Source organism: Burkholderia sp. Ax-1720 (genome assembly GCF_011753035.1).
Taxonomy (GTDB): Bacteria; Pseudomonadota; Gammaproteobacteria; order Burkholderiales; family Burkholderiaceae; genus Burkholderia; species Burkholderia gladioli.
Genome location: NZ_VWWK01000132.1, coordinates 1 through 21,242 on the forward strand (window position 1 = coordinate 1; position 21,242 = coordinate 21,242).

Annotated in this window: 17 protein-coding genes, 1 tRNA gene and 2 pseudogenes; 12 read left to right on the top strand and 8 right to left on the bottom strand. The window is 66.3% G+C overall.

All coding sequences use genetic code 11. From position 1 onward, the window contains the following. The 3 genes from F3J18_RS27020 to F3J18_RS27030 form a co-directional block, all read left to right on the top strand. Positions 1-492: PhzF family phenazine biosynthesis protein (locus F3J18_RS27020; RefSeq protein ID WP_166915204.1), on the top strand; the 492-nt coding region annotated here is incomplete at its 5' end. A 580-nt stretch (positions 493-1,072) separates the two neighbouring features. Then, positions 1,073-3,424, top strand: coding sequence for an EAL domain-containing protein (locus F3J18_RS27025; protein WP_166915206.1), 2,352 nt, complete (start codon positions 1,073-1,075; stop codon positions 3,422-3,424). Positions 3,425-3,584: 160 nt separating this feature from the next. Beyond that, positions 3,585-4,790: a chromate transporter gene (locus F3J18_RS27030; protein WP_166915208.1), complete on the top strand. Its 1,206-nt coding sequence runs from the start codon at positions 3,585-3,587 to the stop codon at positions 4,788-4,790. Between the two features lie 88 nt (positions 4,791-4,878). Here F3J18_RS27030 and F3J18_RS27035 read toward each other — a convergent pair whose 3' ends face one another. The 5 genes from F3J18_RS27035 to F3J18_RS27055 all read right to left on the bottom strand — a co-directional run bounded on the left by F3J18_RS27035 (position 4,879) and on the right by F3J18_RS27055 (position 12,757). Further along, a complete protein-coding gene (locus F3J18_RS27035; RefSeq protein ID WP_013698975.1) occupies positions 4,879-5,337 on the bottom strand; it encodes a CopD family protein in 459 nt (152 codons plus the stop codon). Between the two features lie 283 nt (positions 5,338-5,620). Then, on the bottom strand, positions 5,621-7,945 hold the full coding sequence (parC, locus tag F3J18_RS27040; RefSeq protein WP_166915210.1) for a DNA topoisomerase IV subunit A: 2,325 nt from the start codon (positions 7,943-7,945) through the stop codon (positions 5,621-5,623). Between the two features lie 54 nt (positions 7,946-7,999). Continuing rightward, the gene (locus tag F3J18_RS27045) at positions 8,000-9,985 is read right to left on the bottom strand and encodes a DNA topoisomerase IV subunit B (protein ID WP_025096555.1); all 1,986 of its coding nucleotides are present in this window, start codon (positions 9,983-9,985) and stop codon (positions 8,000-8,002) included. A gap of 200 nt (positions 9,986-10,185) precedes the next feature. Next, a complete protein-coding gene (locus F3J18_RS27050; protein ID WP_025096556.1) occupies positions 10,186-12,144 on the bottom strand; it encodes an ATP-binding cassette domain-containing protein in 1,959 nt (652 codons plus the stop codon). Positions 12,145-12,334: 190 nt separating this feature from the next. Next, positions 12,335-12,757, bottom strand: a complete 423-nt coding sequence (locus F3J18_RS27055) for a DUF4399 domain-containing protein (RefSeq protein ID WP_029949151.1) — start codon at positions 12,755-12,757, stop codon at positions 12,335-12,337. A 219-nt stretch (positions 12,758-12,976) separates the two neighbouring features. Between F3J18_RS27055 and F3J18_RS27060 the strand changes: the two genes are divergently transcribed. From F3J18_RS27060 to F3J18_RS27075, 5 genes and pseudogenes are all read left to right on the top strand, one after another. After that, positions 12,977-13,159, top strand: coding sequence for a rubredoxin (locus F3J18_RS27060; protein WP_013698980.1), 183 nt, complete (start codon positions 12,977-12,979; stop codon positions 13,157-13,159). A gap of 33 nt (positions 13,160-13,192) precedes the next feature. After that, positions 13,193-13,438, top strand: coding sequence for a hypothetical protein (locus tag F3J18_RS37895; RefSeq protein WP_167219503.1), 246 nt, complete (start codon positions 13,193-13,195; stop codon positions 13,436-13,438). Positions 13,439-13,499: 61 nt separating this feature from the next. Then, positions 13,500-14,600, top strand: a complete 1,101-nt coding sequence (locus tag F3J18_RS27065) for an acyltransferase (protein ID WP_166915212.1) — start codon at positions 13,500-13,502, stop codon at positions 14,598-14,600. Between the two features lie 280 nt (positions 14,601-14,880). Next, a tRNA-Arg gene (locus tag F3J18_RS27070) sits at positions 14,881-14,955 on the top strand. Between the two features lie 162 nt (positions 14,956-15,117). Continuing rightward, positions 15,118-15,377: pseudogene (locus F3J18_RS27075) on the top strand (Arm DNA-binding domain-containing protein); the annotation flags it as partial. 80 nt (positions 15,378-15,457) lie between these two features. Here F3J18_RS27075 and F3J18_RS27080 read toward each other — a convergent pair. Continuing rightward, on the bottom strand, positions 15,458-15,805 hold the full coding sequence (locus F3J18_RS27080) for a hypothetical protein (protein ID WP_166915202.1): 348 nt from the start codon (positions 15,803-15,805) through the stop codon (positions 15,458-15,460). A 254-nt stretch (positions 15,806-16,059) separates the two neighbouring features. Next, entirely contained in the window at positions 16,060-16,347 is a 288-nt protein-coding gene (locus F3J18_RS27085; RefSeq protein ID WP_152554258.1) for a hypothetical protein, read from the bottom strand. 1,089 nt (positions 16,348-17,436) lie between these two features. Here F3J18_RS27085 and F3J18_RS27090 point away from each other — a divergent pair. Beyond that, positions 17,437-19,167, top strand: a complete 1,731-nt coding sequence (locus tag F3J18_RS27090; protein ID WP_205195595.1) for a hypothetical protein — start codon at positions 17,437-17,439, stop codon at positions 19,165-19,167. Between the two features lie 103 nt (positions 19,168-19,270). Here F3J18_RS27090 and F3J18_RS27095 read toward each other — a convergent pair whose 3' ends face one another. Continuing rightward, entirely contained in the window at positions 19,271-19,807 is a 537-nt protein-coding gene (locus F3J18_RS27095) for a hypothetical protein (protein ID WP_166915214.1), read from the bottom strand. Between the two features lie 288 nt (positions 19,808-20,095). Between F3J18_RS27095 and F3J18_RS27100 the strand changes: the two genes are divergently transcribed. From F3J18_RS27100 to F3J18_RS27110, 3 genes and pseudogenes are all read left to right on the top strand, one after another. Then, positions 20,096-20,368 carry a hypothetical protein gene (locus F3J18_RS27100; RefSeq protein WP_013699011.1) on the top strand — a complete coding sequence of 91 codons (273 nt, stop codon included), beginning with the start codon at positions 20,096-20,098 and terminating at the stop codon, positions 20,366-20,368. Positions 20,369-20,497: 129 nt separating this feature from the next. After that, positions 20,498-20,710: a hypothetical protein gene (locus F3J18_RS27105; protein ID WP_025096578.1), complete on the top strand. Its 213-nt coding sequence runs from the start codon at positions 20,498-20,500 to the stop codon at positions 20,708-20,710. Positions 20,711-20,822: 112 nt separating this feature from the next. Continuing rightward, positions 20,823-21,242, top strand: a pseudogene (locus tag F3J18_RS27110) (D-alanyl-D-alanine carboxypeptidase); the annotation flags it as partial.

Sequence of the window (21,242 nt, forward strand, 5' to 3'; positions counted from 1 at the left end):
CCGCTAGGCGCCGCCTCGCACGCGGCGCTGGCCGCCGCGCTGCGCTCCGAGGCGATCGTGTTCGAGGCCACGCCCTGCGCCACCGACAACGGCACGCCCTGGCTGGTGGTGCGCCTGGCCACCGCGGCCGACTGCCTGGCGCTGGCGCCGGATCCGGACGCGCTGCGCACACTCGCCGATGCGGTCGGCGCGCTCGGCGTGGCGGCCTATGCGCCGCATCCGGCGGGCGGCCCGGCCGACTTCGAGGTGCGCTGCCTGATCACCGCCGAAGCCTCGGGTATCGTCGAGGATCCCGTCACCGGCAGCGCCAATGCCGCGATCGCCGGGCTGCTCGCGCACCAGGGCCTGCATTCCGGCCCTACCTACACGGCTCGCCAGGGCACCGCGCTGGGCCGCGACGGCCGGGTGTCGGTCGAATACGACGCCACCGGGAAAATCTGGATTGGCGGCGACGCCATCACTGTGATCGACGGCAGCTTCCTGCTGCCGTGAACCACGCCGGGCGGCCTTCCCGCGCCGCCCGCCCCGGCTTTCCATCGGCTTTCCGGGCGTTTTCGCCGCGTTTTCGGCGTTCGAGCCGCCGTCAGGCCGCCGTCGAGCGTTGCACGCCGCGTCTCGGTTTTTGCCCTCGCTATCTAATTCCTTTTCCAACCAGTAATATCGGGACCTATCGGCCGTTTTTGCTGCATGCCGAGTGATTCGTGGTCCTAGCGGTTGGGCGCCGGCCGCGGCGCCAGACCACGGTCATCGATACTGCCCGCGCCGGGGCCGGCCGCGGGTTCAACCGGGAGATCGGCCGTCCGTCACGCCTGCGTGGCGGCGGCGAGCCGTCGAAGGAGTCGGATACCAAACACAAGCCGCGAAGGGCGGGAGCGACACCACCACGCATGGCCCGGGCATGTCCCGCGCCACGGCGCAAGCGGCCAGGGCCGCACGCTCCCGTCGCCGGCAGGCGCGCTGTCCGCGGCGCGCCGCTGCCGGAGCCCGGGCCATCGCGCCGCGGGCCGTCGTCGCCCTCGTTGCCCTCGTGATCCGAACACGCATCCATGTCGATCATCCCCCCTGCCCTCCGATGAATTCGCTTCGCAACCTCGCCGCGCAAGCGCGCCTGCCTCATGCGCGCAAGACGCGCCGTCGCGCGCTGTTCGCGATCCCGCTGCTCGGCGTGCTGGCGCTGGCGCTGCTGTGGGCGGTGATCGTGATGCGGCTGTCGGTCGAGAAGGAAAGCGCCTACCGCGAAGCCGCGGCCTCCGCCGCGATCCTCTCCACCGCGCTCGAGCAGCACACCATCAAGGCGATCCACCAGGTCGACCAGATCACCCGCTTCGTCAAGTTCGAGTTCGAGAAGTCGCCCGGCAACTTCAATCTCGCCAGCACCGTCGAGAAGGGCGTGGTGCCGAGCGACACTCTGATCCAGGTCTCGCTGGTCAACGCGCAGGGGCAGTTGCTCGCCAATACCGCCGAAACCCATCCCAAGCCGCTCGACCTGTCCGACCGCGAGCACTTCCAGGTCCACGCCAGCCACAACGACGACGAGCTCTACATCAGCCGCCCGGTGCTCGGCCGCGTCTCGGGCCAGTGGACCCTGCAGATGACGCGGCGCCTGAACGGCCCGGACGGCAGGTTCGCCGGCGTGGTGGTGGTCTCGGAAGACCCGAGCTACTTCACCAGCGACTTCTACAACAACGCCGCGATCGGCAAGGAAGGCGTGATCGCGGTGGTGTCCGACACCGGCGCGGTGCTGGCGCGGCGCACCGGCTCGGCCGGCAACGCGGCCGGCACCTTCTCGGCCACCGGCGTGTACCCGATCGCCGAGCGCGTCTCGGGCACCTACGCGGACCCGATCGACGGCACCCTGCGGATCGTCTCGTACCGGCATCTCGACGGTTATCCGCTGGGCGTGCTGGTGGGGCTGTCGCAGGCCGAGGAGTTGGCCGACTACAACCACACGCGCAACGTCTACCTGCTGATGACAAGCTTCATCACGCTCGCCATGCTGGCCTTCTTCGGCGTGGCCACCGGGCTGATCGGCAAGCTGCTGGGCCGCGAGCGCGAGATGACCCAGCTCGCCGAATACGACCTGCTGACCGGGCTGGCGAACCGCTACACCACGCTGCGCGGGCTGCGCAACGACGTGGCCCAGCCGTCCAGCCTGAAGCGTCTCGCGATCCTGTTCATCGACCTCGACAATTTCAAGACCGTCAACGATACGCTCGGCCACAATGCCGGCGACATCGTGCTGCAGATGACGGCCGCGCGCCTGTCCGACGCGGTCGAGGCCGAGGGCACGCTGGCGCGCATCGGCGGCGACGAGTTCGTGGTGGTGGTCAAGGGCGACGATGCCGAGCGCCGCGCGGTGCGCCTGGCTGAATCGGTGATACGCATGTTCGGCAAGCCCTTCGACGTGCGCGGCAGCACCTTCGTGCTGCATGCGAGCATCGGCATCGCCCTGCACTCGGTGGCCAACGAAAGCGAGATCGACCTGCTCAAGAAGGCCGACCTGGCGATGTACAGCGCCAAGGACGCCGGCAAGAACTGCTACCAGTTCTACGCGCCGCATCTCTCGCATCGCGCCGACCACCTGATGCGCTGGGAACAGCAGTTGCGCATCGCGCTCTCGGAAGGGCAGCTGTTCCTCGCCTTCCAGCCCAAGATCGACCTGGCGCAGCGCTGCATCACCGGCTTCGAGGCGCTGGTGCGCTGGGAGCATCCCGAGCACGGCCTGATCGCCGCCAACGAATTCATCACCATCGCCGAATCGACCGGCCTGATCGTGCCGATCGGCGACTACGTGATCCGCACCGCCTGCCGCCAGCTCGCGCGCTGGCGCGAGGAAGGCCACGACACGCTGACGCTGGCCGTCAACATCTCGCCGGTGCAGTTCTGGCGCGGCGACCTGATCGAGACCATCTCGCAGGCGATCGACGAGAGCGGCATCCAGGCCAACCGCCTGGAGATCGAGATCACCGAAACCGCGATGATGGAATATCCGGAGCTGGTCTCGGACAAGATCATGGCGCTCAAGAAGCTCGGCATCCGCATCGCGCTCGACGATTTCGGCACCGGCTATTCCTCGCTGTCCTACCTGCACCGCTTCGCGGTCGACACGCTGAAGGTCGACCGCTCCTTCGTGCAGGCGATCCCGGCCGACCGCAGCGTCTGCGTGATGGTCTCCTCGATCGTCCACCTGGCGCGCGCGCTGGGCCTGACGGTGGTGGTCGAGGGCACCGAGACCGAGGAGCAGGTGGCCTGGCTGTCGGCGCTCGGGCAGATCCAGGCGCAGGGTTTCCTGTTCTCGCGGCCGGTGCCGGTCGACGGGATCCCGGCCCTGCTGGCGCGCTTCGGCGTGTGCGGCACGCGCGAGACGGCACCGCGCGCGATCGCCAACTTCGAGAACGCACCGGGCAACCCCGGGGGCGACTGATCACGAGCCGGCGCGCCGTGCGGACTGCGCCTCGCACGGCAGCGCAATCGAGACGTCGCCACCGAGCGACGCCGCGCCCGACCCGATTCGGGCAGCAACAAAACCAGGCGAAATCGACGACGCGTTGGCCAACGCCCGTCGCTGAGAGACCAAGATAACGATGAACACAAGCACCGATAGCGCCGCCCTGCGCGGCGAGCAGGAATCCTTATGGTCGCTGTTCCGGATCGTCGCGGGCGTGTCCGCGGTGTCCTGGGGCGGCCTGGCGATGATGGCGCAGCTCGAGCGCCATTATGTCGAGCGCGTCAGGCGCATCGACTCGACCACCTATGCCGACCTGATCGCGCTGGCCTGGATGGTGCCCGGCCCGGTCGGCTGCAATGTCGCGATCCAGGTCGGCCAGGTGCTGCGCGGCCGCGCCGGCGCGTGGATCGCGGGGCTGGCCAGCGTGCTGCCCTTCTTCGTGCTGATGACCGGTTTCGCGATCTTCTATCGCACGCCGGCGGTGCGCTCGCTGGCCTCGCCGATGCTGCTGCACGCGTTCGGCATGGTGCTGGCGGCGCTGATCGGCGTGACCTGGTTCCGCCAGGTGCGCACGCTCGCCAGGGGGCGGGCCGAACGGGTGGTGGCGGCGGTCTCGACCGTGTTGCTGACACTGGCGCACAGCCCCGCCGCCTTCGTCGCGATCCTGCTCGCCGCCTTCGCCGCCGGCTGGTTCGGCAGCCGCGAGCGAGGCAGCGCGCCGCGTTTCGTGCTGCTGCCGACCGAGCGCGCGATGCTGGTGGTGCTGGCCCTGCTGGTGCTCCTGTTCGCCCTGCCGATGCCGCCCGCCTACGAGGCTAGGCTGCTGTGGGCGCGGCTGGCCGGTGCCGGCATGACCCTGTTCGGCGGCGGCTTCTCGGCCCTGCCGGTGCTCAAGGCGCTGTTCGTCACGCCGGCGGTGGGCATCAGCGAACACGATTTCACGCTGGCCTTCGCGCTCTCGCCGGTCTCGCCCGGGCCGCTCCTGAACGTGGTGCCCTTCCTCGGCTACCTGAGCGACGGCTGGCGCGGCGCGCTGCTGGGCACCGCCGCGCTGTTCATCCCTTCGGCCTGCCTGGTGGTGTTCGCGCAGCGGCATGTGCACCGGCTGCGCCGCAACCCGCGCTTCGAGCACGGCATGCGCATGCTGCGCGCGGCCACCACCGCCTTCCTGGCGATCGCCGTGCTGCGCATCCTGATGGGCATGCCGGCCGCGCCCGGCTACTGGCTGATCGGCGTGCTGGCCTGCGCAGCCTTCCTGCGCAGCCGGGTGCCGGTGTATGCGGTGTATGGGATGGTGGCGCTCGCCTGCGGCGGGTGGTGGCTGCTGTTCGCGGGGCATTGAGCGAGACGCTCCGGGCGTCTGGTCCCGCCTCGCCCTCCCCCGCCGATATCACGACGGCGCCGCTGTCACGGCGCCGCTCATGGCTGGCTCAGAAACCGCGCGACAGCACCGCCGTGCCGATCGTCACCACGCCGAGCACCAGGTTGATCAGCACCAGCAGGCGCATCGCGCCGACCGCGCGCGCGCCGTCGGGCCAGTTCTGAGCCTGCACGGCACGGCGGATGCGCGGGAAGATCGCGAAGCGGATATGGCCGAAGATCAGCATCATCAGCACGCCGATGCCGGCCATCGCGTGCAGCGGCCAGCTCGCGTGGCCGCCGCCGAAGGCGGTCAGCAGGAAACCGCCCGACAACAGGGTGACGATCACCGCGCCCGCCACCCAGTTGAAGAAGCGGCCGAACACCGCCTCGATCAGCGGCAGCCGCAGCTGCGGCGAGAGATCGGACAGCGCGGGGCGCAGGCAGAAATGCGCGAACACCATCCCGCCCACCCAGACCGCGATGGCGAGGAGATGGAGGAACAGCGCGACGGCGATGGCGTGGGACATGAGCGATCCTGGGTGTTGTTATCGGACGAAACGCGCCGCCGGGCCGGGATCGAGGCAGGCTCGAGCGCGCGGCGGGCGCCGGCATGACCCGGTTCGACCGACACGCGGCCCGTCGGTTCGGTGCGCGGGCGACATTTGACACGAAATCGCGCCGGCTGTCGCCGGGCCGCGTCGAGGCCGCGCTCCAGCCGCGCGCCGCGACGCCATGAAAAAGCCCCGGCGCGCGATGAGCGCAGCCGGGGCCGGCAGCCTGGCCGGGGCGCCTTGGCGCGCCCCGCCGGGCTCAGTCGAGGATCGGGCGCAGGCCCGCGAGCTTGAGCTTGAGATCGGGCGCGCGGCCCTTGCGAGCCCGCTTGCCGACCAGCGGCGCGAGCGCGGCACCGGCCAGCACGACCTCCTGTGCCTTGCCGCCACGGCCCGTGCCTTGCAGCACCACGCCGCGCCCGTCGATGGCCAGCGCCTGGACCAGCGCTTCCTTGTCCTCCAGCGCCATCAGGATCACGCCGCGGCCGCCGGCCGACAGCGTCTTCATCTCGTCGAGGCCGAACACCAGCAGGCGCCCCTGGACCGACAGGCAGGCCACCTGGGTGGCCAGCGGCATCACCGGCATCGGCGCGAGCGGCACCGCGCCCTCGTCGATCGTCATGAAGGCCTTGCCGGTCTTCTGGCGGCTGATCATGTCGCCGACCTTGGCGATGAAGCCGAAGCCGTTGCTCGAGGCCAGCAGCAGCGGCTGCTCGGCGCCGGCCGCGAAATAGTGCATCAGGTGGGTACCCGATTCGAGCTCGATCAGCGAGGTGACCGGCACGCCGTCGCCACGCCCGCCCGGCAGCACCTGCACCGGCACCGAGTGCACGCGGCCCTTGCTGCCCCAGGCGATCAGCGTGTCCGGCGTGCGGCACTGGAAGGCCGCGTAGAGGCCGTCGCCGGCCTTGAAGCTGAAGCTGGCCGGGTCGAGCCCGTGGCCCTTGAGCGCGCGCACCCAGCCCTTCTGCGACACCACCACCGTCACCGGCTCGTCGATCACGCGGGCCTCGAAGGTGGCGCGCTTCTCCTGCTGGATCAGGGTGCGGCGGTCGTCGCCGAACTGCCTGGCGTCGCCCTCGATCTCCTTGATCAACAGCCGCTTCATCGCGCTCTCGTTGGCCAGCAGGTCCTCCAGCTTGGCCTTCTCGGCGCGCAGCTCCTCCAGCTCCTTCTCGATCTTGATCTTCTCGAGCCGCGCGAGCTGGCGCAGGCGGATTTCGAGGATGTCCTCGGCCTGGCGCTCGCTCAGCCCGAACGCCGACATCAGCGCGGCCTTCGGCTCGTCCGACTCGCGGATGATCCGGATCACCTCGTCGATGTTCAGGAACACGATCATCCGACCTTCGAGGATGTGGATCCGGTCGTCGACCTTGCCCAGGCGATGGCGGCAGCGCCGCGTCACGGTCAACTGGCGGAACCCGACCCACTCGCCGAGGATCGCGCCGAGCCCCTTCTGCGCAGGCCGGCCGTCGTTGCCGATCATCACCAGGTTGAGCGGCGCGTTCGATTCCAGGCTGGTGTGCGCGAGCAGCGACTGCACGAACTCGTTCTGGTCGAGGGCACGCGACTTCGGCTCGAACACCAGGCGCACCGGCGCATCCTTGCCCGATTCGTCGCGCACCGCGTCGAGCAGGTCGAGCAGGGTCTTCTTGGTGTTGGCCTGTTCCTGCGTGAGGGTCTTCTTGCCGGCCTTGATCTTCGGATTGGTAAGCTCCTCGATCTCCTCGAGCACCTTCTGGCAGGAGGTGTTCGGCGGCAGCTCGTTGACCACCAGTTGCCACTGGCCGCGCGCGAGCTCCTCGATCTTCCAGCGCGCGCGCACCTTCAGGCTGCCGCGGCCGACTTCGTAGGCGGCGGAGATTTCCGCGTCGCTGGAGATGATCTGGCCGCCGCCGGGGAAGTCCGGGCCCGGCACCAGTTGCATCAGCTCGGCATGGTTGAGCTTCGGGTTGCGGATCAGCGCCACCGCGGCGGCCGCCACCTCGCGCAGGTTGTGCGAGGGGATCTCGGTGGCCAGGCCCACCGCGATGCCCGAGGCGCCGTTGAGCAGCGCGAAGGGCAGGCGCGCCGGCAGCAGCTTCGGCTCCTCGAAGGAACCGTCGTAGTTCGGCATGAAGTCGACCGTGCCCTGGTCGATCTCGTCGAGCAGCAGCTGCGCGATCGGCGTGAGCCGTGCTTCCGTGTATCGCATCGCGGCCGCGCCGTCGCCGTCGCGCGAGCCGAAGTTGCCCTGGCCGTCGATCAGCGGGTAGCGCATCGAAAAGTCCTGCGCGAGGCGCACCAGCGCGTCATAGGCGGACTGGTCGCCGTGCGGGTGGTACTTGCCGAGCACGTCGCCCACCACGCGCGCCGATTTCACGGGCTTGGCATTGTTGCCCAGCCCCATCTCGTTCATCGCGTAGAGGATCCGGCGCTGCACCGGCTTCTGGCCGTCGCAGACGTCGGGCAGCGCGCGGCCCTTGACCACGCTCACCGCGTAGTCGAGATAGGCGCGCTCGGCGTAGTCGCCGAGCGTCAGTACGTTGCCGTCGTCCGGCGGGCTCGGCGGCTCATCGAAAAAGTCGGGGGTCTTGTCATCCATCTGCTGTAGCTTCCGTATCCGTTCAGGGGCGGTGGGCGGCGCGCATCACGCCGCTCAGATATCCGCCTCGACATCGTTGCCCTTTTCCTCGAGCCAGCTGCGCCGCGCGGAGGCCTCGCCCTTGCCCATCAGCATCGTCATGCGCGAGACCGTCGCGTCGTAGTCGAGGCCGCCCAGCGCGATCGGCGCGAGGCGCCGCGTGTCCGGGTTCATGGTGGTGTCCCACAGCTGCTCGGCGCTCATCTCGCCGAGGCCCTTGAAGCGGCTGATCGACCATTGCGTGTCGCGCACGCCGTCCTTGCGCAGCTTGTCGAGGATCGCCTCGAGTTCGCCGTCGTCGAGCGCGTAGAGCTTCTGCGCCGGCTTCTTGCCGCGCGCGGGCGCGTCGACGCGGAACAGCGGCGGACGCGCCACGAACACGTGGCCGCGCTCGATCAGCTGCGGGAAGTGCTTGAAGAACAGCGTCAGCAGCAGCACCTGGATGTGCGCGCCGTCGACGTCCGCGTCCGACAGGATGCAGATCTTGCCGTAGCGCAGGTTCGACAGGTCGACGTGATCGTCCGGCGCATGCGGATCGACGCCGATCGCCACCGAGATGTCGTGCACCTCGTTGTTGGCGAACAGGCGGTCGCGCTCGGTTTCCCAGGTGTTGAGCACCTTGCCGCGCAGCGGCAGGATCGCCTGGTATTCCTTGTCGCGGCCCATCTTGGCCGAGCCGCCGGCGGAATCGCCCTCGACCAGGAACAGCTCGTTGCGCGCGATGTCCTGCGTCTCGCAATCGGTCAGCTTGCCGGGCAGCACCGCCACGCCCGAGCTCTTGCGCTTCTCGACCTTCTGGCCGGCGCGTGTGCGCGCCTGGGCCTGCTTGATCACCAGGTCGGCCAGCTTCTTGCCGTGCTCGACGTGCTGGTTCAGCCACAGCTCCAGCGCCGGGCGCGTGAACGAGGAGACCAGCTTGACCGCGTCGCGGCTGTTCAGGCGCTCCTTGATCTGCCCCTGGAACTGCGGGTCCAGCACCTTGGCCGACAGCACGAAGGACACCCGCGCGAACACGTCCTCGGCCAGCAGCTTGACGCCCTTGGGCTGGAGGTTGTGCAGCTCGACGAAGCTCTTGACCGCCTGGAACAGGCCGTCGCGCAGGCCGGATTCGTGGGTGCCGCCGGCCGGCGTGGGGATCAGGTTCACGTAGGATTCGCGCGTGAGCGAGCCTTCCTCGCTCCAGGCCACCACCCAGGAGGCGCCCTCGCCGTCGGCGAAGCTGTCGTCGCCCGAGGTTTTCGCGTCGGCGAAGCGCTCGCCCTCGAACAGCGGGATCAGCAGCTCGCTGCCGTTCATCTCGTCGAGCAGGTAGCCGCGCAGGCCGTCTTCGTATTTCCAGCTCTGGCGCTCGCCGGTCTTCTCGGTAACCAGCACCACCTCCACGCCCGGCAGCAGCACCGCCTTCGAGCGCAGCAGGCGCTGCAGCTCGCCCAGCGGCAGGTTCGGCGAATCGAAATACTTGCCGTCCGGCCAGACGCGCACGCGCGTGCCGGACTTCTTCTCGCCGCGGCCCGCGCTTTGCGTGACCAGCGGCTTGACCACGTCGCCGTGCGCGAAGCCGAGCTCGGCGAACTTGCCCTCGCGCCAGACCGTGACGTCCAGGCGCGTGGCCAGCGCATTGGTGACCGAGACGCCCACGCCGTGCAGGCCGCCCGAGAAGGTGTAGGCGCCGCCGGCGGCCTTGTCGAACTTGCCGCCCGCGTGCAGGCGCGTGAAAACGATCTCGACCACCGGCACGCCCTCGTCGGGATGCATGCCGAACGGGATGCCGCGGCCGTCGTCCTCGACCGAGACCGACTGGTCCGCGTGCAGGGTGACGATGATCTGCTTGCCGTAACCGCCGAGCGCCTCGTCGGAGGCGTTGTCGATCACTTCCTGGATGATGTGCAGCGGGTTCTCGGTACGCGTGTACATACCGGGCCGCTGCTTGACGGGCTCGAGGCCCTTCAGCACCTTGATCGATGCTTCGCTGTAGGCCGCTGCGGGCTTTTTCGTGGACATAGGCGCTAGTTCGTCAATCGTCCGCCGCTGTTATCCCCAGTTGATGTGGACAACATCGTGGACAAAACGTTGAATTCGATAAAAAAGCCAATCGAAACAATGCGATTACGCGACTGCTCCGAAAGCGGGCGGCGCACCGGCGCCGCGAACGGCACCAGGGCCGGAACGCGGCGTATTTTACTGGTTCCTTGCGCGCGCGCTCATGACGGCTTGCGCTTGGCCTCGAGCTCCTCCCAGCGCTCCAGCGCCACGAGCAGTTCGTCGTCGAGCGCCGCGTAGCGCTCGGTCAGCCGCGTGCCTTCCTTGGCGTCGCGCGCGAAGATGCTGCCGTCCTCGAGCTGCGCGTTGATCGCCTTCTGCTCCGCCTCCAGCGCGGCGATCTGCTCGGGCAGCGCATCGAGCTCGCGCTGCTCCTTGAACGAGAGCTTGACGCTGCGCTGCGTGTTGCGGCCGGCCGCGGCGTTCTTGCTGGCGTCGTCCCTGGGCGCCGGGGCGGCCTCGCGCGCGGCTTCGCCGCCGCGCCTGGCGGCGTCCTTCGCCAGTTCTTCCGAGCGCGCGTGCTGGGTCTGCCAGTCGGTGAAGCCGCCCACGTACTCGCGCCAGAGGCCCTTGCCCTCGGCCGCGATCACCGAGGTGACCACGTTGTCGAGGAAGGCGCGATCGTGGCTGACCAGCAGCACGGTGCCATCGTAGTCGGTCAGCAGTTCTTCCAGCAGTTCGAGCGTGGGGATGTCGAGATCGTTGGTCGGCTCGTCGAGCACCAGCACGTTGGCCGGGCGCGCGAACAGGCGCGCCAGCAGCAGGCGGTTGCGTTCGCCGCCCGACAGCGAGCGCACCGGCGAGCGGGCCCGCTCGGGCGCGAACAGGAAGTCGCCCAGGTAGCTCATCACGTGCTTGCGAGTGCCGCCGATCTCGACCCATTCGCTGCCGGGGCTGATGGTGTCGGCCAGGCTCTTGTCGAGGTCGAGCTGGGCACGCATCTGGTCGAAGTAGGCCACCTGCAGGTTGGTGCCGGTGCGCACCTTGCCCTCGTCGGGCGTCAGCTCGCCGAGGATCAGCTTGAGCATGGTGGTCTTGCCCACGCCGTTCGGGCCGATCAGGCCGATCTTGTCGCCGCGCATCACGGTGCCGGTGAAGCCGTCGATGTAGGCGCGGCCGTCGTAGCGGATCGTCACGTCGGTCAACTCGGCGACGATCTTGCCGGACTTCTCGCCCTGCGCCACGTCGAGCCGGACATTGCCCTGCGCGTTGCGGCGCTCGGTGCGCTCCTTGCGCATCTCGACCAGCCGCGCGATGCGGCCCACGCTGCGCGTGCGGCGCGCCTCGACGCCCTTGCGGATCCAGACTTCCTCCTGGGCGAGCAGCTTGTCGAACTTGTCGTTCTCGACGCGCTCGACCTCGAGCTGCTGTTCCTTGCGGACCTGGTACTGCGAGAAGTTGCCGGGATAGGACAGCAGGCGGCCGCGGTCGAGTTCGACGATGCGCGTGGCGACGCGGTCGAGGAAGGCGCGATCGTGGGTGATGAACAGCACGCTCGAGCGCTGCGAGACCAGCAGTTCCTCGAGCCAGCGGATGCCTTCGAAGTCGAGGTGGTTGGTCGGTTCGTCGAGCAGCAGCACGTCGGGCTGCAGCACCAGCGCGCGGGCCAGCGCGACGCGCTTCTTCATGCCGCCCGACAGCGCTTCCACCAGTTGCGCGCCGTCCAGGCCGATCTGCGCCAGCGTGGTGGCCACGCGGGTGCGCCAGTTCCAGGCATCGTGCAGGTCCAGCGAGGATTGCAGCGTGTTCATGCGCGCCATCAGCGCGTCGTGTTCCGCGCCTTCGGGCGTGTCGGCCAGGCGGTGCGCGATCACGTCGAATTCGTCGAGCAGCGCCTGCGTGTGCGTGAGGCCCGAGGCGACCGCCTCGAACACCGTCTGCCCCGGGCCGAACTCGGGCTCCTGCTCCACGTAGACCGTCACCAGGTCCTGCTGGCGCGTGACCAGGCCGTCGTCGGGGCGGGCCAGTTCGGCGACGATCTTCAGCAGCGAGGACTTGCCCGCCCCGTTGCGGCCGATGAGACCGACGCGCTCGCCGGCTTCGAGCGAGAAATCCGCGTGATCGAGCAACGCGACGTGACCGAACGCAAGCTGCGCGCCGGTAATGGAATAGAGCGACATGGGGGAAGCGGCGAAGAAAGGGATTCGGAAACGCCCATTGTAACGGGCATCGCGGGCAGCGCCGCTTCGGCCGGATGGCCGGGGGTGGCGAGCGCGCGTTTCGCGGGATGCCGTGCGCTCGGCCGAGGCTTGCCGGCGGCTGGCCGGCGCAGGAGCGGGATCGCGCCTGCGCCGGTATTGATGAGGTGCCTCAGTGATCCACGTTGACGATGATCGTCTGGCTCATGGCGGGGCCATAGGAACGGTGCATGCCGTCGCCGAACTGCAGCGTCAGCGTGTGCTTGCCGGGCGGCAGCTGGATATCGGTTTCCGTCTGGGCCTTGCCGAAATGCAGCGAATGCTCGCTGGCCGGGATCACCTCGCCCTTCGGGATCGGGCCGCCGTCGATCTCCAGGTGATGATGGCCGGTGTTGGGCGTCATGTCGCCGGCCGGGCGCAGCTGCATGCCTTCCACGCCCATCTTGACGTGGACCGGGTTCGAGACCGTCGCGCCTTCGGCCGGCGCGACGAAATAGACGTGCGGTTCCTCCGCCCGCGCCGTGCCCGCCAGCGCCACCGCCGCGAACGCGCTGGCGCAAAGCATGCCGGCCATCCATCGCTTGCTCGTGTTCATGCTTCTCTCCTGTTCGATGTTGTGGGTGAAGCGCGACCAAGCATACACCCCGGCTCGTGAAAACCTCGTGGCTGAGCCAAGGTGCCGCTTTCGCGGAACGGCCGGGTGTTTCGGGTATATTGCGCGGTTTGTCGGGGCGCACACGGGGCGCATGCGCGCGCGAGCGTGAGAATGCGGTGCCGGTCCGAATGCCTGTCATCCCATTTCAGAATGAACACCATGAGCGAAGTCGTCGAATTCAAGAGCTGGGTCTGCCTTATCTGCGGCTGGACCTACAACGAGGAAGAAGGCCTGCCCGATGAAGGGCTGCCGGCAGGGACGCGGTTCGCGGATATTCCGGCGGATTGGCGCTGCCCGCTGTGCGATGTGGGCAAGGATGATTTCGTGGTGGTGGAGTTTTGAGGGTCGATTCTCGCCCCTTGCCGTGGTGAATTCATGGCACTGCCCCAAATGCTCGCTTATCGCGGGCATTTGATTTTGAAGTCGGGGGCTGGCAGCGATATCCGGGATGGATTTAAGAAAGTTTCGTGTGGCTTGAAATCAAACTCGGATTCATCTATTTCCATCCGGGCAATCTTCACTGCCTGGATAGATTCGATTGAGGCGGCTCATCATCGGGCATTGGCGCTCGACCGGCCCGACGTCCTGTCGCGCCATGTTAGACTCCGCGCTCATTTATAAAACCAGGCCAACGCTCCGAGCACTGCTGGCGAGCATCACCGCTTGTCGTGCGCTACTCGCAATGCAGACTACTCCGCGCTCTCACCGATTGGCCCACATCGACGCGATGCGGGCCATCGCGGTGCTACTCGTCATCTGGACGCACTACGCCGAGTTGTTCGCCCAGATAGCGGGCTCGCAACAGGTTCTCGACCGGCTTGCCCATTCAGTGGATTTCGGACGGGTCGGCGTGGTGCTGTTCTTCTGCATCAGCGGGATGTTGATCCCAACCAGCCTGCACGGCACAGCCCGTATCGGCACCCGCCGTTTCCTGGTCCGCCGCTTCCTGAGGCTCTATCCGGCATTCTGGCTGTCGCTGCCGCTCGGCTACCTGGTGTACTGGGTACTGTTCGACAAGCACATGAGCGCGGCCGGCCTGGTCGCCAACGCCTCGATGATTCCAAGCGCGTTCGGCTTCGAGCTGGTCATGGGCCACTACTGGACGCTCGAGACGGAGTTGTATTTTTATGGGCTGTGTCTTGTATTGTTCTGGTGCGGCGTGCTGCAACAGATGCGTGTGCTGTGTGCTGTTTGCATCGGGCTTGCGTTGCTGTTCGTCGTCACGAATGCGCTGCATGTGATTCCGGCGAATGCACTCGGTCAATACAAGGGCATGCTGTTCCACCTCGCGATCATGTTCTGGGGAGCGTGCTTCAGGCAGGCATACGACGCTCCGCACGAAATGCTGTCGATTCGCGTGGCCGGGAAGACATGGCAAGGCTCGTATCGCGCTGCAGTTGTGGTGTTGACTGCGATGATCGTCGTGCTCGCCTTGTTGATGGCCGCGATCAACTGGCGCCATCAGGATCCCGTCCATTTTTCGGCTTCGCTCGGTTATGCGGTAGGAATCGCGTTATTCAACGTTCTTGCGACGGTGTTGAAGCTGCGTGCGCGCTTCCTCTCGCGAATCGGTGAAATCAGTTATTCGATTTATCTGCTGCATGGCATTCCGCTTTATCTGATGTTCTGGGCTTGTCAGCGTTATGAACTGACCGGGGCGCCTCTTGCGGTGTATATGCTCGCGGCGGTGGTGCCCGCCTTGGCGCTGTCGTGGTTGAGCTACCGCTTCTGCGAGGCTCCGGCCGTGCGGCTGGCACATGGGGGATGGTTCGGGGCCAAGTGATGGGATTGCCGGCTTGCTTGGTGGAGGCGCGGCGGCTTGGCCAATGTCGATTCGGGTAGGGCAGTTTTTTCGGCGCTGCGCTCCGCGCATCCGTCGCGCACGCGCTCATCGGCCTCGTTGCCTTCGATTTCCTGTGTTCAATTCCCCGTGGCCCCTTTTGTTCGGGGCATCTTTGCTATACTCTTGAGCCCCTGCCGGTGGGCTTCCGCCGACAGGTTGACGGGACGGGATGGAGCGCTGGATATGCAAGGCCGCGCCAATCTCCGTTCCAAACTATCCGCTCCCCGTAGTTCAATGGATAGAACAAGCGCCTCCTAAGCGCTAGATACAGGTTCGATTCCTGTCGGGGGGACCAGCCCTGCCTCCAAACATCCCCAAGTTTCACTAAAAAACTCCCGCTCAGCCCTGTCAGGCGGGCATCTCGCTCCCAACGTCACAAAACTTTGCTCGGTGACGCCGGAGAATCTGTTGGTATTTTTGTTGGTATCAGCAAATACCAACACCTCAGATACCAACAATGCCTCTCATTGACATGCGGGTGCGGAACGCGAAGGCCGGCGCCATCCCGCACAAGTTGACGGACGGCGGCGGGATGCTCTTGCTCGTCCAACCAAACGGCGGCAAGTATTGGCGGCTGTCCTATCGCTTCCTGGGAAAACAAACGACATTCGCCTTCGGCGTCTATCCGGTGGTCACGCTCGCGACGGCATGGAAGAAGCGCGACGAGGCCCGCGAGCAGATCGCGGCGGCATCGATCCGGGCGAGGAGAAGAAGGACACGAAACGGGTTCCCGTCCCGCAGCGAAGGAGGTGGGCTTCTCCAATCGTCGCATTAGCCACGGCCGCGTATGCTCCGATCTACCGGTCGGCGAATGGAGCTATCATGGCCGCCCACATTCCCAGAAGTATCAAACATTCAATGGCGAACATTACTTGGTCGTATGTTTTGCGAAGCTCTGAACGCTTCGCATAAACAACATAAATCAATGTAAATAAGGGTGTCACGACCCAAGTAGCAGCGGTAAATACAAGGAAGCTCATCATGCCTGCTGCGAAGATTCCGCTATGAAATCCGCCGACCTCGACGTACCAGTATGCAAAGCCGATCCATGGAAGCCACAGCCCAATGAAGGTTGCGATTGCGAGCTTAATCGCACCTGATGAAGGCCCAGAGTCCGCGATTTCGATATCTTGCGATTTGTTCATAGTGTCATTAGCTCGCTAGGTGAACCCTTGGCGGGTTCTCGCCGAGGCGGCAGCCATAGCTTCGGCGGTTCGCGGACTCTCCGGAATGTGAGTCCGATTCCTGTAGTGGAATGATATCGAGATTCCGTCACGGCTGTAGATAGGTGACGTTCCGTCTACGCGACATGGGATGCGCGCTTACGTGCCCCATCAGAAAAATGGAAATAGCCTAGGCATCCCAAACACGGCGTCCATAAAAAGCAGCCCCCTTCCCACTACGTAGCCACCGTCGATAAATCGACTCGCTCGACAGGCGCTGCACGTTCAAAACGAGGTTGCTCCTCATGACGCAGTGCCCAGGATGCCTCAATTGATCGCTTACTGTGTTGTGCCGCTATTTCATGACCAGCTTCGCATAAATACATCAGCTCGCTTTGGTTAGCGGCACCTGAACTTGCACAACGGCGGATCGCGTCGAAGATAGCGCCGACGTGGCGAAAAGCGCGAATGCCAGCATCCAACTCGTCGGCGGCGCGAGTGACCAGGTCAGTTTGCTCGCTCATACCAGCCCCCTAGGAACGAGGTTGCACAAGCGGCGCAGAGCTTGATTCGTTATGGCCAGGAGGTATAGATAGCTGAGCACGAGGCGATGCTGAATCACGCTACCTAGTCGCGACTCAGTTCGATTAGCCTTTAGACCCAGTGGACCAACTCGGGAACCTGATCGAGGTTCACAACCAGACGTGCGGATATAGGGAAGGGAGTCTTTGAGTAAACGTAGCGTCTTGCTGCTGCGCGGCTGATATCTCATTCGAATTTCTCTCGGACGGGCGCGTATAGGCGCGAAGCTATAGCTTCATGATGAGGTTCCTTTCGGGATGTCGGGCACAGCAGATTGCATAGCCCTGTGATCAGGAAGCTAGCACGCCTGGGCGGATGCTCAAATGCGGCGAAGATGTGCATGTATGGTCGAGCCTATCCACGGCAATACACGTCCGGAATCATCCGATCAAACCAGATATTTCAGTCCTGCAGTAGCGCCTACCGTTTCGCCAGGCTTGGAATCCAGGTACTCGACGCCATGGCAGACGACATGTGGGCGCGCCTGCAGGCGCTCACTCCAAGGCACTTGAGCGCTCACTCTTCGGCGGCGAGCTGTCCCTCCCCTTCACTCACATCCCGAGCAAGACCTCGGCCTGACTGGCCTCGATGCCGTCACGTTCATCAACAAATGGTCGCTGGAATTCCAAGCGACAACACGACTTCGCCCCCCCCCCAAGGACAGAAATCGCTTCGTCCTTCCTGGGGCTGTTCTCGAAGCGCTATCGCAGATCTAAAAGACGACTACTGCCCCTAACCATACTTGCCGACGCAATGCGACGCGGCGAATGAAACACGGCAGAAATCGAATCCGCGACAATCTGAGCCGCTTCTTCCCACGTCGCCCTGATCACACGTCGAATTGCTCAATAGTTTCCCTCCCCCTCTACAGCCCCGCTCTCGCGCGCCGATATCCAGAAATGGGCAGCGACGCGTCGATGCCCTCACCCGCGCCCCTGTCCATGCTCGCCCGTCCCGATTGGCAAGCCCCTTCCTGGCACGGAAAATCGAACTCTCGCGATCAGCAACCCTCAAGAAGAACCATAGGAACCATGCAGTCACGGAAGCAACGGCCACCCATCGAGGAACTGGTCTTCATCGACGATTTTTTCCGGGTAGCCGAAAACGGTTTGCCTCCCTCGCCGGAGAACCGCAAATTCCTGCGCGCCTTCTTCGGCACGGGCGCATCGAGGCTGGGCTGGCGCGTGCGCGAACTCAGCGCACAGTCGCAGCGCGGCAGCATCTGCGTGCCCAACATCATGGAAAGCCTGGCCCTGCCGGCAAATCGCGATGGCTGGGCCGCAACCTGCACCGCCAACCTGCAACCGGCCGTCGAGCACCTGGCCATGCTGGCCCTCACGCCCGCCAGCCTGGTGATCGGCTGGGGGCTCACACCCGCCATCATGCAATACGTGGACAGCCAGGGCGCGGCCTTCGTCGACGTGGAAATCGACTCGATCCGCTTCACGCGCAACCTGCATCTGGCCGTACGCACCAACGACCCCGGCATCCGGGAAGAACTCGAGCACCTGCGCATCGACGAGGAGATGTTCTGGTCCACCGCGGCCGGCTTGCGCGGCCACTTCGCTCGGCGCGGACATTCGTCCATCGTGAGTGCCGACCTGAGCGTGGGCCTGTTCGTCGGGCAAACCAGCGTCGACCTGGCCCTGGTCGGCGGCGGCCGCCTGGCCCAGCCGGCCGATTTCATCGAGCCGATCCGGCAGTGGGCCGCAGAGGTCGATCTACTCGCCATCCGCCCTCATCCTGCCGAGGCCGATACACGGCAATTCGACCTCCTGCTCGACAGCATCCCCAACGCGCTACTGATCAAGCACAACACCTACAGCCTGCTCTGCGCCGACAACCTGGCCTTCGTCGGCGCGATATCGTCCGGCGTACTCAAGGAAGCGCCCTATCTGGGCTGCAGCGACGTCCGACAACTGCTCGTCGACGACCGCAACACCGTCAGCCTGCTGCCGCCCGATTGCTCGCCCTGGATTCCGGTCCGGCTCGAGGTGGCCAGCGCCCGCGCGCTGGAAGCGTTCTCGGCCGCGCGAAGCCAAGTTGGTTCGCGCCTGTCCGCCGCGCCGCCCCCGATGTTCGCCGAGGACACGCTCACCCAGATCTTCGCCTACCGCTGGGGGCTGGATCCGACCGCGGGCGGCCTGCCCGAATTCCCGGCACTGGCCCCGGAGCAATCGCTGAACCTCGCCTCCGGCACGCCCACGGCGGCCAGCACGTTCTTCACGCACGGCTGGCATTGGCCCGAATCATGGGGTGCGTGGACGGCCGAGCCGCGCGCCTGGCTGCTGGTCCCGCTGGATTGCCCGGCGCCCGCCATGCCCGATGAAGGTTTTGTCCTCACCCTGCGCGGACACGTTTTTACCTCGCCCTCGGCCCAGGCACCGCAGGTCACGATCAAGGTCAACGGCCACGAATGCCGAACCGTCGCCAGGCAGGATGGCGCCCTGGAATGGACCGTCGATCTCGACGCGGATGCCGCCCGGCGCCGCTTGCTCCTGATAGCCATCGAAGTGCGAGGCGCACTGCGACCCTGCGACGTGAGCGAAGACAACCCTGACACGCGCACGCTCGGCATCTACGTGGCTGAATTCAGCTTGCACGAACGCAAGGAGTACGCGCCCGCGGATGTGGCCGAACCTGCCGGCTCGATTGAGGATGACGCCGCCCCTGGCCTGCCTGCGCCAAGCGAACCACGAGATGAGCCGGCCGCCGACGAGCTTGCCCACTCAGTCCAGGATGCGAACCGAGGGGCGACCTAACCAACATCGGCGCCCATGAAAAAACGCCTCGAATCGAGGCGCCGATATGCATACCCGCCGCGGAAAGCCGCATTACGCGGCCAATGCCCCGACACTCAGCCCGCTACTCCGCATCGATATCCTTCTCCTTCGCCTTCTCGAGATTCTTCACCATCTCGTCGACGATCCGATGCATTTCCTGGGTCATCTTCTTCATCATTTCCGCATGCACCTGCACGACCGCCGGATGCGTGCCTTCCGGCAGCCCCGAATGCTGCTGAAGCGCATGCAGCACCGCGATCGACTCGGAATCGCTGAGCGGGCCGAGCGTGGACAGCACGTCCTGCTGCATCGCCACGTCGTTCGGCATCGGCAAGGGCGGCGCGGCTTGCGCGAAAAAATGCGCGATGCGCGGGTCCTGCCCGGCCGACGCATGTGCGGCGGCATCGCCCCCTGGCAAGCCAGCGCGATTGCGCGGCCGCGCGCCTCCTTGCTGGCGCAGTGTCGAGAAGCTGTTCGGAATGCCGGCGAAGTGCGCCGTGGAGATCCGGCGCACCGCACCGCCGGGGTCCTGCCGGTTGGGGCTGGACGGCTGATGGCTGTCGTTGCGCGAAACCTCGGCCGGCGCGACCGGCGTGATGTTGCTGGAAGTCCTCACCATGATGGCGGCCTGTGTCGAAGATGAGCCATCGCATTACACCCGAATCGCCGCCGGCCGCCACCGGCTTGGCGAAGCCGGCGATGAATTTACGAAACCGGCTCTGGTCCCTGCGCGCCGCCCACTTATGCACAGCAGCACGGCAGGCAACACCTGTGCATAAGCCAGAAATCGCACCCACCCGGGCCTCGCCGCCAGCCACATCCCGCCCCTGCCTCGCGCTCGTGCGAAAATCCCGCCTTTGCCGCGCCCGTCGCGGCCCCTGTCACACCGCACTGGATGGAGTCCCATATGAACGTCAACGAACAAATCGCCGCGCTGACCGCCGCCGAACTGCAGACCGCCGGCGCCGGCCAGGCCACCGCGATCGCGCTGACGGTGCTGCTGCGCCACCTGCGCTCGCCGCAACTGGCGCAGATGATCTCCTCGGCCTTCGAGAACCACGAGGCCGTGATGCTGCAATCGCCCTGGCCGGAGCAGATGCTGCAGTCGTATCGCTCGACGCGCCGCCTGCTCGAAGGCGCGGCCGGCGTCGAGGCGGGCGAGGCCGATCCGGCCGCCTGAGCCCGCGCCGCGCGGGGCTCGCGCCTTGCGCGATGCCTCGCTTTGTTCGATGATGGTCGAGTCGCGCGTCGCGCGACCGGCCGCCGCGCCTGGATGCGCCAGCCGCCTTCGTTCCCGCCGTCGCCGACGATGCCCACCGAATCCGACAAACCCAAACGCCGCCCGTCCACCCGGACACAGAACCTGATCGCCATCGTCGCCGGCGTGACGACCTTCCTGATCGGCGCGGGCTGGGTAATCCACAGCTACATCGTCGATCGCGAAGCGCCCTATTTCGCGATCCCGCTGGTGTTCTCGGTGCCCGTGATCGTCGCGGTGACGATTCGCAGTTTCTGGGATTGAGCGCCGCGATCCTGCCCCGCGCAGGAATCGCGTGTGAATCTTCGCGCGCGGCGCCGGTCATACGCGCGACGCGGCCAGCCCGGTCCGCGCCCGCCCAACCGCCGTATTCCGCATGATTCGCCAGCCTATCTTCCGTCTTGCCCCTAGTCTCCCCGCCCTGCGACGCCTGCTCGTCCTGCTCCTGATGACGTTCGCCGCGTCGCTGCTGCCCAAGGCCGCATCGGCCGCGCCCGGCACTCGCGCCTGCGCGACGACAGCCCACGGCGCCCATGCCCGCCGCTGCATCGCCAAGCCGAACAAGCGACACGTCAAGCCGGCACCGCATGCCAAACGCGCCAAGGCGCACAAGCCGCGTCCGCACACGACGATCCGCAAGAAGCCGCGCCGCCGCGTCACGCCCAAGCCAACCGTGGCCGCGCAGCACGAGCGGCTGCATCGCAAGCGCGCCGCACGCGGCACCCACCCGAAGCGCAAGCCGCTGCCGACGCCGGGCCATGCCCCGCGCGTGACGGCCAGCGCTCGCGCCGCCGCC

Excerpts from the sequence above, each read along its gene's own strand:
- F3J18_RS27050 (WP_025096556.1), bottom strand. The coding sequence starts at position 12,144 with ATGTCGCTCTATTCCATTACCGGCGCGCAGCTTGCGTTCGGTCACGTC.
- F3J18_RS27045 (WP_025096555.1), bottom strand. The coding sequence starts at position 9,985 with ATGTCCACGAAAAAGCCCGCAGCGGCCTACAGCGAAGCATCGATCAAG.
- F3J18_RS27095 (WP_166915214.1), bottom strand. The coding sequence starts at position 19,807 with ATGGTGAGGACTTCCAGCAACATCACGCCGGTCGCGCCGGCCGAGGTT.
- F3J18_RS27030 (WP_166915208.1), top strand. The coding sequence starts at position 3,585 with ATGAACACAAGCACCGATAGCGCCGCCCTGCGCGGCGAGCAGGAATCC.
- F3J18_RS27105 (WP_025096578.1), top strand. The coding sequence starts at position 20,498 with ATGCCCACCGAATCCGACAAACCCAAACGCCGCCCGTCCACCCGGACA.
- F3J18_RS27025 (WP_166915206.1), top strand. The coding sequence starts at position 1,073 with ATGAATTCGCTTCGCAACCTCGCCGCGCAAGCGCGCCTGCCTCATGCG.
- F3J18_RS27080 (WP_166915202.1), bottom strand. The coding sequence starts at position 15,805 with ATGAACAAATCGCAAGATATCGAAATCGCGGACTCTGGGCCTTCATCA.
- F3J18_RS27065 (WP_166915212.1), top strand. The coding sequence starts at position 13,500 with ATGCAGACTACTCCGCGCTCTCACCGATTGGCCCACATCGACGCGATG.
- F3J18_RS27055 (WP_029949151.1), bottom strand. The coding sequence starts at position 12,757 with ATGAACACGAGCAAGCGATGGATGGCCGGCATGCTTTGCGCCAGCGCG.
- F3J18_RS27085 (WP_152554258.1), bottom strand. The coding sequence starts at position 16,347 with ATGAGCGAGCAAACTGACCTGGTCACTCGCGCCGCCGACGAGTTGGAT.
- F3J18_RS27035 (WP_013698975.1), bottom strand. The coding sequence starts at position 5,337 with ATGTCCCACGCCATCGCCGTCGCGCTGTTCCTCCATCTCCTCGCCATC.
- parC (WP_166915210.1), bottom strand. The coding sequence starts at position 7,945 with ATGGATGACAAGACCCCCGACTTTTTCGATGAGCCGCCGAGCCCGCCG.
- F3J18_RS27060 (WP_013698980.1), top strand. The coding sequence starts at position 12,977 with ATGAGCGAAGTCGTCGAATTCAAGAGCTGGGTCTGCCTTATCTGCGGC.
- F3J18_RS27100 (WP_013699011.1), top strand. The coding sequence starts at position 20,096 with ATGAACGTCAACGAACAAATCGCCGCGCTGACCGCCGCCGAACTGCAG.
- F3J18_RS37895 (WP_167219503.1), top strand. The coding sequence starts at position 13,193 with ATGGCACTGCCCCAAATGCTCGCTTATCGCGGGCATTTGATTTTGAAG.
- F3J18_RS27090 (WP_205195595.1), top strand. The coding sequence starts at position 17,437 with ATGCAGTCACGGAAGCAACGGCCACCCATCGAGGAACTGGTCTTCATC.